The following is a 12,626-nucleotide window of genomic DNA, read 5'->3' as shown; positions in this document are numbered from 1 at the left end:
GACGTGCCGGCACTGGTCAGGTTGATCTCTACATCCGACAGACGCGAATCCCTCGCCGGCAACCCGGAGCAGGCCTGCGCGGCGCGCCCGGCGATCGGCGACCGCCAGCTCGGCGATCCCGTCGCCATCACCGTCCCACGCACAGACAAAGCCGGCAGTCAGGCCCGGAGCCTCGACGATGCGGACCGTGGCCGGTCCGTCTTCGGCGGCCGTCAGCACCGCCAAGTTTCCAGACAGCAGGCCACGCTGCGCCGCCACCACCTCCGGCCGGCCGTCGCCATCGAGATCGGGCTGCAGCCAGGAATACGGGTGTCGCCCACGGTGATCGTCCGCCGCACCCGCCAGCCGTCATCGTCCGCCAGCTGGGCGATGGCGTCCATTCCGGGCAGCGAGACCGCAAGCTGACCCTCGCCACCGGCAATGTTGCCGAACCAGGCCAGCGTACCGGGGTCCTCGTCGAGGTCGACGGTCTGCTCGAGTTGCAGGTAGGGATAGCTGTCGGCAAGCCTCAGGAAGTACACACAGTCGGGGTCGCGGGCGGCGACAACGATCCCGCGATCGGCCAGGGGACGCCCCTCCCAGGGGAGGACCTGCACCAGGCTGCCGCCGAGAAACAGAAGCTGCCGGATCGCCAGCGCGTTGCTGACGGGGGAAAAGCGCGCCAGGGCCAGGTTGCCCGCCGGCCATGCCGACCACCAGGTCATCGGTCGTCTCGCCGGGCATCCGAATCGCAAGCACCGACAGGCACGGCTGCGACAAGGCGGCCGTGATCGGGCCCGGAAAGGTGACCACCGCGCCCGCCGGCACGACGATCGCCAGCCAGGCCAGCGCGACCAACGGCGCCAGGAGGCGCGCCCGAGGGTACGCGGGAAGGCCGCGGGACCCGGACGGACGAAGGAATCTGGGAGCGTGACCGGCCTGCATCGTTGCTGCACTTTCCTCGGGGAAGGAACGTGCAGTAGTAAGGACAACCCCGCCGGCGGACAATCCCGGGCCGTTAGGGTTGACACCTCAGGCCCCGCACCTGAAATTGATGCGGCGTCATGATTGCCTGCCCCGCCGGTCCCCGGGCAACGACCCGCACAGGAGCCTGCATGTCGGTGAAGAGTATTCTGATGGCCCTTTGCATCCTGGCCCTCGGCGCCACGCTGGCGCCGGCTGCCAACGCACAGGCGCCGACACCTGCCCCCGAAGCTGCGCCTGCCCCCGAGGCTGCGCCGACGGCGCGCCCGCTCAAGACCTTCAAGCTGCAGCACGAATCGGCCAACGCTGCCCAGGACCTCGATGTCGAGGACGAGGAGCAGGAGGTCTGGGTGCCCGGTATCCGTCCCGGCACAGTTGAGCTGAGCATGTCGCTCGGTTTCATGAATCTTTCCAGTACGCTGCTTGAGCATGAGCAGATGATCTACAAGTACACGACCGAGTCGACGTACTGGGGCGATGTCAAGATCAAGGGCCAGACGGCATTCAACCCGGTCATCCGCATGGGCTACAACCTGAAGCCCTGGCTGACGCTCGAGGGCTTCGCCGGCCTGTCGATTTCGGAGTACTCGTCGACGATCGAGAATCGTCGCGTGCGGAAGAACGAAGCGGGCGCCGTGCCCGACGAAGATCCCGCGCTGGGCGAATTCGACGCCGAGGCACGTTCGCTCATCACGCTGCAGACGGGCGTGGACGCGCTGATCTATCCCTTGAATTTCTCGGGTGACGGCGGGGGCCGCTGGCATCCGTACCTGACGGGACAGGTTGGCAAGATCTGGTACGACATGAACTCGGACTTCACGGCGGGCGCCGCCGGCTCGAACGACATCGCGTTCGGAGGCGGCCTGCGCCTGCTGGCTGAGCGCAATGTCAGCATCCGCCTCGAGGCCACGTATCACATGAACTCGATCGAGTTCAAGCCTGCGGAGTATTTCCTCGAGACCGACGAGGGCACCACGCTGGTGCCGCTCGTGGAATACCCCGTGCTGGAAGGTGGCGCCTTCGACGAGCGCCAGATCACTGCCTTCGCGGCCGAGGACATCAGCTACCTGGTCTGGTCGCTGGGCTTCCAGGGCTCGTTCTAGACCTGCGCACCGGCGCACTTCCACGCATCGAGTCAGCGGGCGGCCCACGGGTCGCCCGCTCTCCTTTGGGGCGGCGACCGTCGGCGGCATCATCCCGCCGGGTCGATCAGCAATTCCCGCCGGAACTCAAGCGCCTCGCGCAGGTGCGATTCCTCCACGACGACCGCCGCGTCAAGGGCAGCCACCGTGGCCGCCACGGCCTGGCAGCGGACCACGGCGCGCAGTGACAGCCCGAGCGCCCGGCGCGCCTCGTCCATGAAGGCGCCGTTCCCTGCCGCCTGCGGCGCACCTGCCTCGCGCGACCAGGCCACGAGGCGCCTGCGTGCTGCGACCATGACCTCCCAGGTGGGAACCTCACGCCATCCGGCGCCGACAGGCGCAGGCGCCGGTGCACTGAAGGCCCCACGCCACACCGACATCTCCGCGAAAAGGTCGATACGATCGAGCAGTGGTCCGGAGAGCCGGCCCAGGTAGCGTGTCCGTTCACGCGGCGGGCAACGGCAGGTACGCACGCTGCTGCCGTGGTAGCCGCAGCGGCAGGGGTTGCTGGCCGCCACCAGCTGGAACGCGGCCGGGAAGCGTCGGTGTCCGGTGCCGCGCGACACCGTGACATGGCCTTCCTGCAGCGGTTGCCGCAGCACATCGAGAACGGCGGGCTGGAATTCAGCCAATTCGTCGAGGAACAACAGGCCGCCGTGGGCCAACGTCACTTCGCCCGGACGCAGGCCCGGCCCGCCGCCCAGCAGCCCGGCCTGGGTGACTGTATGGTGCGGCGCGCGGCATGGGCGGCGGCCCGCCAGGGCCGACATCGCCAGCAGCCCGGCGGCGCTGTGGATACGGGTCACCGTCAGCGCCTCGTCGGGTTCCAGGGGCGGCTGCAGGTCGGCCAGCAGGCGCGCCAGCCGCGTCTTGCCGGCGCCCGGCGGCCCCACCAGGAGCAGGTTGTGGCGCCCGGTGGCAGCCACCACCGCGGCCTTGCGCGCCAGTTCCTGCCCTGTCAGGCGAGCGAGTTCAGCGCAGGCCGCGACCGCGGCCGCAGCCGCCTGCCCCCCGTCGGCGGCGGCGACGCTGCCGGACGCCGGCGCTCCGGCGCCGTCGCGAGGCTCCTGCCGGCAGGCAGGTACCGGACGTTCCGGTTCTCTGCCACGCCGACACCAGTCGAGGACCTCCGCCAGGTCCCGCGCCGCCACTACCTGCAGGCCGGGCACGAGTTCCGCCTCCCGGAGCTGCATCGCCGGGACGATGGCCGTGCGCCGCCCGCGTCCCGCCACATCCAGCAACACCGGGAGCAGGCCGCGCACGGGCCGCAGTTCGCCGAACAGCGAGAGTTCACCCAGGAAGACCGACCGCAGTCGCGCTGCCACGGCACCTTCGACCGACCAGCCCTCCACCGCGGCGGCAATGCCTAGCGCGATCGCCAGGTCGAACGATGCCCCGCTCTTGCGCACACCCGCGGGCGCCAGGTTCACCGTGATGCGGCCGGGGGGCACGCGCACACCGCCGTGACGCAACGCCGAGAGCACACGCTCACGGCTCTCGCGCACCTCCGTTCCCGGCAGTCCCACCAGATGGTAGCCGGGCAATCCGCGATTGATGACCACCTCGACGCTGACCGGCAAACCCGCGATGCCCGCCAGCGCGCCCGTCCTGACCCGTACCGGCATGCCGCCTCCCTGCTGCTGCGGACAGCGCCCGCAAGGAGCACGCCGGCCAGGTTGCGCGGCGGAACCGGAAGCACCATCGGCGCTGGTAACGCGGCTGCCGGGTGTCATCTGCACGGCGACAGCCCGGCCAACGCCTGGCCGATGCCGTGCCGCGCGATGCGTCCGCACCGTCGCCCGGGAGCGACAGCCCGGTCACGGGTGTCCCCGCAAAGCAGAACGGGGACCTTTCCAGGCCCCCGTTCGCAGCAATGTCTCGGCTCGATCTTCCGTCGGATCGCTGGTCCGCGCCGCAGCGCGACTGGCTCCGCCCGCGACTACAGGTCGCAGGGGCGAACGGTCTTGCGACCGTTCTCGAGGGCGCGCTTCTCGGCGGCCACGATCAACTCGCGCACCTTGGCGTCCAGGGCGTCGTAGAATTCGCCGGACACGTTGCACTCCTTGACGGCTTCCTTCGTCTTCGTCTTGCTGATGATCATTTCAGCCATGTGGGTTCCTCCCTTGGACTGTGGGACGTGAGGATGACGCCGCCACGCCGCGCGGCGACCGGTGCGATCGCCCGCGGGCGATGACGGCCACGGGCGGACCGGAGGCGGCGGACAGCCTCGAAATCAGGCGCCGGCAACGGGACGTAGCCGGCCGACCCGGTCACAATCGCCTCGACACCCCGGCGTGTCAAGGGTAGTTTGGCGGCGTACGAACCGCTGAACTAGGCGCGCCAGACCCCGCCGCGCGCCACATCCGGACCGGGAGAACGCCATGGCCCTCGACGCGGTGCTCGCCTACCTGCAGGCGCATCAGCAGAAGCACGTCGACCAGCTGTGCGACCTGTTGCGCATCCCCAGCATCAGTTCGCAGTCGGATCACGCACCCGATATCCGCCGCGCCGCCGAGTTCTGCGCGAGCGAACTGCGCGAACTCGGCCTGGAAGTCGAGATCGTCGAAGGCGACGGCCATCCGCTGGTCTTCGCGCGCACGAAGCCCCTGCCCGACCGCCCCACGCTGCTCCTGTACGGGCACTACGATGTGCAGCCGGTCGACCCTCTCGACCTGTGGCAGACGCCGCCGTTCGAGCCCAGGATCGAGAACGGGATCATCTATGCCCGCGGCTCCACGGACGACAAGGGCCAGTTCTACGCGCACTTCAAGGCGCTTGAAGCCTATGTGCGCACGGGCACGGAGCTGCCGGTCAACCTGAAGTTCATCATCGAGGGCGAGGAGGAATGCGGCGGCCACCACATCTCCCGCTACACGGAGGCCAACGCGGCCAAGCTCGCCTGTGACGCGGTGATCATCTCCGACACGGCGCTGTACAACGAGACCACGCCCGGCATCTGTTACAGCCTGAAGGGCCTGGCCTACATGGAGATCCGCGTTAAGGGCCCGTCACGCGACCTGCACTCGGGCAGTTACGGCGGCACCGTGCAGAACCCGGCCAATGCCCTGGCCCAGATCATCGCCGGGCTGAAGGACGCCCAGGGGCGCTGCACCGTGCCCGGCTTCTACGACGCCGTGCTCGACCTCGACGCCGAAGAGCGTCGGTCCTTCGCTGCGCTGGGCTACACCGACGATGTGCTGCGCGACGAGACCGGCGCCCCGGGTCCCGCCGGCGAGGAGGGCTTCACCACGCTGGAACGCATGTGGGCCCGCCCCACCTGCGACGTCAACGGCATCACCAGCGGCTACGGTGGGCAGGGTGCCAAGACCATCATCCCGGCGCACGCCATGGCCAAGGTCTCCATGCGCCTGGTCCCGAACCAGGACCCGCCGAAGATCGCGGCGGCATTCGCCGACTGGGTGCGGCAACTGGCGCCGCCCGGCGTCACCGTCGAGGTGGAAAACCTGCACAACGCGAACCCGGTGCTGGTGCCGCGCGATTCGCCGATGATGCAGGCAGGCATCCGCGCCCTGGAAGCCGGCTTCGGGGCACAGCCGGTCTTCATCCGAGAGGGTGGCAGCATTCCCATCGTGGGCACCTTCCAGGACTGCCTGAAGGCGCCGGTGCTGCTGCTGGGCTACGGCCTGTCGACCGACAACGCCCATTCCCCCAACGAGAAGTTCCACCTGGATAACTACTGGCGTGGCGCGCGCACGAGTGCCCTGCTCTTTGTCGAGGCCGCTGCCCGCTGAACGGCCGCCCTCAACGACGGGGCCCCGGAACCTTGCCGGTTCCGGGGCCTCGTTTGACATCTCGGGAGCGATAGGGTAGTTTACGCGGTTCCGGAATCAGGCGTCCCCGTCGTCTAGTGGTTAGGACACCGCCCTTTCACGGCGGCAACACGGGTTCGAGCCCCGTCGGGGATGCCAATCTGTATTCGCGGCCCTTCCGGGCCGCTTTTCTTTTGTCTGCGACTCGCTCGCAGCGATCCCATCGATAAGCAGGTCAAAGGGTTGGTGGAACACCGGGAAGACAAGATTGCCTTGAAGGGTGAGGTTCGAACACACCGTTTTCAATAATTCTGACTTTTGCTCGTTGTTCATCGTAAGGTAAAGGGAATAAGCATTTTGCGAGAGTTCGAGGATTCTCTCCCCGGTCACCAGGTAGTCGCCCTGTGCCGAGCCGAGCGCGGCCTGCCGGCGGCGCAGCTCCGACAGTCTGGCCGTCAGCTCGTTGTGCTTGGCCTGCCAGAATTCGCTCGTGATCAGCCCGTCGAGCTTGTCCTCGTAGACCCGGCCCAGCTTCCCCTCGTTCTTGAGGATCTCAGCCGTGAGCCGTGACGCCTCCTGCACCTGGAAGGCCCGCTGGTCGGCGTGGCTCTCGTGCAGCGCCTGCCGGACGTCCTCCAGCAACTCCTGAGGCATCCTGAGCCGCTTCAGGGGCTCGCCCATGAGCCGGGCCAGATCTTCCTCGCGGACGGCCTTCTCGGCACAGCTGCCGCGCCTGCGGGTGCAGCGATAGTAGACGTACCGGCCCTTGATGATCTCGGCCGTGATGGCAGCCCCGCAATGGCCGCACTTGAGCATCCCCCGGAACGCAAACTCGTGGCGCGTCGGGCGGGATCGGTTCCCGCCGGCCAGCTTGATCTGGACCCGCTCGAACAGCTCGCGGGAAACCAGCGGCTCGTGACGGCCCGCGTACCGGACGCCCTTCCACATGAAGTCCCCGACGTAGATCGGGTTCTTGAGCATCATCTCGGCCGTCGAGATGTACAGAGGGTGACCCTTTTTGGTGGTCAGTCCCCGCTCGTTAACGTCCCGCACTGCCTGCGTGGCCGTCACCCCGAGCTGGACGTAACGCTCGAACATCAGCCGAACCAGGTGCGCCCGTTCCGGGTCCTGGCAGATCGACGCCCCTTTTCCGCCGTTGAGATAGCCGAGCGGCGCCGCGCTGGGGTACATCCCTTGCCGCGCCTTTTCGAGCATCCCCTTGCTGGTCTCTTCCGAGAGGTTGTCGATGAAGTTCTTGGCCATCAGGACTTTGATCCCGTGCATGAACTTCTCGTTCGACCTAGACTCCGGCGACAGCACGACGCCTTCCTTGACGAAGTGGACGACGAGCGGCAGCTCATCGATGGTCACCCAATCGCGAATGTTGCGGTAGAGGCGGTCGGTCTTTTCGACCAGGAGGTGCCGGCACGACGGATTGGCCCGCAGGTAAGCAACCATGTTTTTGAAATTGGTGCGCCCCGACTGCTTGGCCGTTTCTATGTCCTCGAACTCGGCCGACACGGTCAGCCCCGCGTGCCGCGCGTAGTCTTGCAGCAACTGGCGCTGGGCGGGAATAGAGAAGCCCTCAAGTTTCTGTTCTTTGCTCGAAACTCGCAAGTAACTCAAAGCCCTAATCACGACTCGTCTCCTGTACTGGCATTGCACCGAGCCCACGCTGCGTCTAGGCCACAATCGTTCACATTCGAATCGAACTTCACCACCAACGCGATAATCTTGGCACCCGTCCAAGCTCAGCGAGCGAGCATTGTCCACAGCACCTTCCCGTATTTTTCATGGTTCATCCCATACTTGTCCCCAAGAGCTTCCATGACTACCCCAGCAGTGCTGGTGTCTTTCGAATGTCGATTGGCCATCACGTAGAGCGCAACTGTCTCACAAACGCTTCTCCATCCGTTCTTAAAAGCCGACCCATCTTCGGGCCAGTTAATGATGAACTGCATCGAGGTCACAACGCCTTGTACGTATCCCATAAACGCCATTGCGCCCGCAATAGAACCCGATGATGCGTCGTCCAGCGTAGCGTATTTGACATAATCTCTCGCCGTCCCCTCAAAAACCGCCATCGGGAGGGATGGATCGTTCGCGGCTGCAACTTGGGAAGCGCAAAAGCACATAACAACCAAGAGAGCATGGGTGAGCAGTCTCACTTGCAACCTCCATCTTTCACAGGTACTGGCATTGCGCGTGTTCATAAGCCACGAATCACGCGTTGTGCAACGCTTGTTCGACTTCAGCCCAAATTGCGGCACACATTAAGCGCACCTTTGTTTCCAGGTCGGGCAACGCGACACAATTGTCGAAATCGCGCTGGAGAGAATATGCCATGTTTTCCAAGGGAATGTCGAAGTACTCGTTCCGATCTGTCCGATCTAGCCCGAACGCATAGGTCAACAAGAACCGCTCCGCACCAAGCTCCGACCACTGGATCACGTGTACCATTTCATGAAAAAGCAGGCTGTCCAATCCGGCTCGGGAAGTCACGTACACGCGGGCACCATAAGTAATGCCTACCAGAGATTGGCCCTTCAATTTGAATTTCTCTGGAAGTCCCAATTCCTTTACGGGAGGAAGCGGAAGGTCTTGCACGAAGATCACCGTTGTGCTCTCCAGCAGATCCCGCCTAAAATACTCGTGTAATCTCGATGAAGCGCACGCGCTGACGGCTTCGCCTATTGTGGAATATTCCTCCGCTACATCTTCGATCCAACGTATCAATTGTGGCAACGCAGATCTGACCAATTGAACTGAGCCCATGCCGTCTCCAATCTCTGGTCAATGCGAATTCTCCCGGCCGGATGATTGACACCGACGCGACGTCAATCGTGTCCCGATTCTAGCGAGAAACACTCGTTGCTCTTCCGCCAAAAACATCAGGACTGTACTCCAAAGCGAAGGGGATTTTACCATATTCCCCTTCGCCATCATCCTTCAAGTCCCTTTCCGCTACAAATCGAATCAGGTTTCCGAATTCGTCAAAGCCAGATTCCAGAACCACCTCATTGCGCTCCGCACGGATGACGTCGAGTCCGACCGGTAATAGATCCCACATTGGTGCCCCTTTCGTCTCTCCCGCAGCCTGACACTCTTTGACGTCCCATAGCGCCGCTCCCGCCCAGGCAGACGATTCCTGAACCCCTTGGACAGGTACTTGGCCAAGTACCACCCGACCCTATTCAGGTCGCCGCCCGCGTAGCGAATGTCCACGACCCGGCCGCCGCCATAGCGCGACCAGGTGGCCGATAGCCAACGCTGGGGAACGAATTCGTCGATCAGGATGTGCATGTGCGGCATCCCGCTCTCGTGCAGCTCGATAACCCACAGGAAGCGCACCGAACGCCCGAATTTCCGCGTCATGGGAACGCGGAACTTCCGCCAGACTTGCTTGAGGTGCTTGATCGGCTTGACTCCGTCCGGCACCTTCTGCGGATCCAGGGTCAACGTCATCAGCCGACGCAACTCGCACTTGGAAGCGGCCTCGCCCGCCGCCCAGGCGAACATCTTGACCTTTTTCGGGCCGCACGACGGGCAGCTCCACTTTTTACAGGGTATTCGACGGTATTCCCGGACTTCGCGCCCGTCCACGATCACCACACGCGAAATGCAGCGCTTGCCGCAGGGCGGGCGGTATTTGACCGGTTCGGCGCCTGGTTTCCCCGCCGCCTCCCTGGTGCTGTTGCACTTGTGCAGATCTAGGTCAAGTGAAGGGTCCATCGGCCTCTCACCCTTCCGGGCGAGGAGACAAAGAACGGCCGCGCCGGTGGCCCTCTCGGGGCTCCGGCGGGCCGGCTCGTCAGCGGTCGCATGGCCCTGCTTCTCGGCCTCAAGCAGCAGATCGAAGAAGCGAGACACGCGCCGGCGCTGTTCCTCGTCCCAGGTCTGTTGGTGTTCGTCCCGTGCGCTCATGGGGCGAACCAACGACCTTGGACGTGTCCAAACTAGAGCATCGGCTTCTCGGCGTTTGCTCTACTTGCGATTGTGCAGCGGCTTCTTGAGGCCGGCCCGGTTGAGCCTGAAGCGGAAGGCAGCAAGCGTGTCCTGCCTTGCGAGAATGCCTTTAGCCTTGAAAAGCTTGAAGATGCGGTTCACCGGCCATTCATCCCGACAAAAGTACTCGTCCCAGAAGTAGCCGGCGATGATGACCGCCTTGTGCCATCGTGCGGTCCCGTTCACGACCGGCTTGGCCAGCGCCTTCCCGAGGTTCGAGAAGAACGCCCAGTCTCCCGCGTACTGCCGCTGGATGACGACCTGCCTGAACCAGCCCGCGTAGATCGCCGTCTTGTCCACCTGGGCAAGGCGGACCATAGCCCCCTGGTTCCGGTCGCACCGGGCTTCCATCTCCAGCACCGCCAGGCGCTTCTGGAAGTTGATTACCGCCGCGAACTCCAGGAGCTTGTGTCGTTCGGCCAGTAGCTTCTTGATGGCCTCGCCTACCTCCGGGGCCTCGTCTGGTCGCACCAAGACGCCGGGGCAGCTTGCCGCCACCCCTGTCAGGAGGTCCTGGATCTCCTCGTCCCGGTCTTGGTAGTCCAACAGTGCCCAGGCGACATTCGCCATCGGCGGCGGAGTCTGGACCGGCAGCGGGACATTGTGCCACGGGCTACGGACGTACCGCTCCAGCTCGTGCATGGCCGGCAGCTGGTCGCCGTAGAAGTCCACCACGCACGCCGGGTAGGCCAGCTGGGTTTCCAAGGTCTCGATGATCTCGAACCGCTCAATGCAGGCGGCCAGGGCTTCCTCGAAGTCCTGGCCGTGCAGCAGTGAGGGGATGATGTGCTTGCGGTACTTCGGCTGCATTCCACCTGTCTCCCACGGTTGGCGGCCTTTCCGGCCGTGTCACCGCGAGTCTAGCTGAAGATGCCCAGTGCGGGGCATTCCGAAGTTCGGATCCAGTCCAGCCAGGGATGCCAACTCCGCCCCCCAACTCCGCCCTCCATAGCTGGCCGCAGCCGCGCACGAATCCCTACTGGATCGTGATCTCCCACAGGTTCGGCGCCAGCGCGCCCCAGTTGCAGTACACCAGCTTGCGGCCGTTCGGGCTCCAGCGGGGCCAGTAGCCTCCGTCGCTCGTCAGCTGACGCGCGTTGTTGCCGTCGACGTCGATGCACCAGACCTCCATGGTGCCTGACTGCCCGCTTTCGAACGCCACGCGCCGACCGTCAGGCGACCACGCCGGGTGGCCTTCGTAGCCGGCCAGCGGCGTCAACTGCGTGAAGGCGCCGCCCTTCGCCGGCACCATGAACAGGGCCGACATGCCGTCCTTGCGGTTCGACTCGAAGACGATCGTGTTGCCGTCGGGGGACCAGTCGGCCGTGCGATCGTAACTGCCGCCGACGCTCACCGTCAGGCGCACCGCCGTGCCGCCACCCACCGGCGACAGCCACAGGTCCTGTCCGTTGCCGCCGCGGTTCGACTCGTAGACCACCAGCGCGCCGTCCGGCGACACGGCCGGACTGCCGTCATCGCCGGCGTCGTCGGTGAGCTGCACAGGCGCGCTGCCCGCGTGCGCTAGATCCAGGCGCCAGATGGACTTCGTGCCGCTGCGCGTGGATTCGAACACGAACCCGCTGCCGTCGGGCAGCCAGTAGGGAGCCGTGTCCTCCCCCGGGTGGTCGGTCAACTGACGGGCCGCCGCACCGTTGGTCGGCAGCAGCCAGATCTCGCGATTGCCCGTGGCATCGGACTCGAAAAGGATGGCCGAACCGTCGGGTGCGTAGATCGGGTTGGCTTCATAGACCGCGTCGGTCGCCGTCAATTGCTTGATCATGGCCTCGGGCGTCGGCGCCACGGGAGCCTGGGAGCCGCCGCCGCATCCGGCAAGTACGGCCAGGGCCACCAGTCCGCAGATCATCGTCGCCGTCGTGAAGGTCCTCTTCGACATGTCAGCCTGTTCCCTTCGTCCGTTCCATCGCACCGCCGGGACCTTCCCGGCGACGCACCCTTCTTCCGGTCGGCGGGGCCGTGCGGCCCACGCCGGGTTCTTCTTCAGCGTGCTCTTCGTCAGCGAACCAGCGTGACCGAGCCGCGCGAGGTGACGGCCGCAGCGCGCACCGCGTAGAGGTAGCGGCCCGAGGGCACCAGCCGGCCGGAGTCGTCCGCTCCGTCCCAGGTGACAGCCACACGCCCGTTCGCCGAGGCACCGCCCTGCAGCTTGCGCACCAGCTGACCGCGGATGTCGTAGATCGCGATTTCGGCGCCGTCGACTTCGGCAGAGCCCGCGGGCAGGGTCATCTCGATCGTCGTGCGCGGGTTGCAGGGGTTCGGGAAGGCCTGGCTGCTCGCCACGCCGACGGGCTCCACGCCGGCCAGGTAGCCGGCCAGCAGTTCGCGCAGCCCTTCGATGCGGTCGGGCGTCGTCAGCGTGTGGTTCTCCAGGCCGATGCCGCGGGTCGCCAGCACGCCGCCGAACAGGTAGCGCAGGTCCTCGGCCAGGATCTCGCGGGCACGGAAGGCATGCGAGGCTTCGGGGCCGGCGGCGGCGAGGTCCAGCCCGCGCAGGGCCGTAGGCGTCCCAGCGGCCCGGCTGGCCGTCGATAAAGGCCAGGTCAGTACGTGGCCCATCTCTCGTGGGTCGAGATGTAGGAGGTGATCGCCGCATCGACGGGCGCATACGACGGCGACAGGAAAACAGCCGCGGCGCGCGAAGGCTGCTGCCGATGCCGGTCGGAATGCCGTCGAGGATGAAGACCTCGACTTCGACGTCGGTGCTGAATCCGTCATGTCGGCCAGGGCA

At 65.6% G+C, this 12,626-nt stretch carries 10 protein-coding genes, 1 tRNA gene and 2 pseudogenes; 3 read left to right on the top strand and 10 right to left on the bottom strand.

The window, feature by feature from the left end; all coding sequences use genetic code 11:
- Positions 1-212: 212 nt before the first annotated feature.
- Positions 213-704, bottom strand: a complete 492-nt coding sequence (locus IPG61_18845) for a hypothetical protein (protein MBK6736082.1) — start codon at positions 702-704, stop codon at positions 213-215.
- A 411-nt stretch (positions 705-1,115) separates the two neighbouring features.
- Between IPG61_18845 and IPG61_18840 the strand changes: the two genes are divergently transcribed.
- Positions 1,116-2,066: a hypothetical protein gene (locus IPG61_18840; protein ID MBK6736081.1), complete on the top strand. Its 951-nt coding sequence runs from the start codon at positions 1,116-1,118 to the stop codon at positions 2,064-2,066.
- Between the two features lie 89 nt (positions 2,067-2,155).
- On the opposite strand, the gene IPG61_18835 is transcribed toward IPG61_18840, so the two are convergent.
- Entirely contained in the window at positions 2,156-3,730 is a 1,575-nt protein-coding gene (locus IPG61_18835; protein MBK6736080.1) for a YifB family Mg chelatase-like AAA ATPase, read from the bottom strand.
- Between the two features lie 314 nt (positions 3,731-4,044).
- Entirely contained in the window at positions 4,045-4,215 is a 171-nt protein-coding gene (locus IPG61_18830) for a DUF1931 domain-containing protein (GenBank protein ID MBK6736079.1), read from the bottom strand.
- Between the two features lie 271 nt (positions 4,216-4,486).
- Between IPG61_18830 and IPG61_18825 the strand changes: the two genes are divergently transcribed.
- Both IPG61_18825 and IPG61_18820 read left to right on the top strand, forming a co-directional pair.
- Positions 4,487-5,857 carry a dipeptidase gene (locus IPG61_18825; GenBank protein ID MBK6736078.1) on the top strand — a complete coding sequence of 457 codons (1,371 nt, stop codon included), beginning with the start codon at positions 4,487-4,489 and terminating at the stop codon, positions 5,855-5,857.
- A gap of 102 nt (positions 5,858-5,959) precedes the next feature.
- Positions 5,960-6,034: transfer RNA gene (locus IPG61_18820), tRNA-Glu, on the top strand.
- Positions 6,035-6,559: 525 nt separating this feature from the next.
- On the opposite strand, the pseudogene IPG61_18815 reads toward IPG61_18820, so the two are convergent.
- The 7 genes and pseudogenes from IPG61_18815 to IPG61_18785 all read right to left on the bottom strand — a co-directional run bounded on the left by IPG61_18815 (position 6,560) and on the right by IPG61_18785 (position 12,454).
- Positions 6,560-6,859, bottom strand: a pseudogene (locus tag IPG61_18815) (recombinase zinc beta ribbon domain-containing protein).
- 204 nt (positions 6,860-7,063) lie between these two features.
- Positions 7,064-7,663, bottom strand: a pseudogene (locus IPG61_18810) (recombinase family protein).
- 435 nt (positions 7,664-8,098) lie between these two features.
- Positions 8,099-8,491 (bottom strand): hypothetical protein, encoded by a 393-nt coding sequence (locus IPG61_18805; GenBank protein ID MBK6736077.1) that lies wholly within the window; start codon positions 8,489-8,491, stop codon positions 8,099-8,101.
- Positions 8,492-8,851: 360 nt separating this feature from the next.
- Entirely contained in the window at positions 8,852-9,799 is a 948-nt protein-coding gene (locus IPG61_18800; protein ID MBK6736076.1) for a hypothetical protein, read from the bottom strand.
- Between the two features lie 60 nt (positions 9,800-9,859).
- Positions 9,860-10,690 (bottom strand): hypothetical protein, encoded by an 831-nt coding sequence (locus tag IPG61_18795; GenBank protein ID MBK6736075.1) that lies wholly within the window; start codon positions 10,688-10,690, stop codon positions 9,860-9,862.
- A 166-nt stretch (positions 10,691-10,856) separates the two neighbouring features.
- Positions 10,857-11,774: a PD40 domain-containing protein gene (locus IPG61_18790; GenBank protein MBK6736074.1), complete on the bottom strand. Its 918-nt coding sequence runs from the start codon at positions 11,772-11,774 to the stop codon at positions 10,857-10,859.
- A 119-nt stretch (positions 11,775-11,893) separates the two neighbouring features.
- A complete protein-coding gene (locus IPG61_18785; GenBank protein ID MBK6736073.1) occupies positions 11,894-12,454 on the bottom strand; it encodes a hypothetical protein in 561 nt (186 codons plus the stop codon).
- Positions 12,455-12,626: the final 172 nt, after the last annotated feature.

The organism is bacterium (genome assembly GCA_016703265.1).
Lineage (GTDB): Bacteria > Krumholzibacteriota > Krumholzibacteriia > LZORAL124-64-63 > LZORAL124-64-63 > CAINDZ01.
The sequence above is the reverse complement of the archived record's forward strand: the minus strand, read 5'-3'. Positions and strand labels throughout refer to the sequence as shown.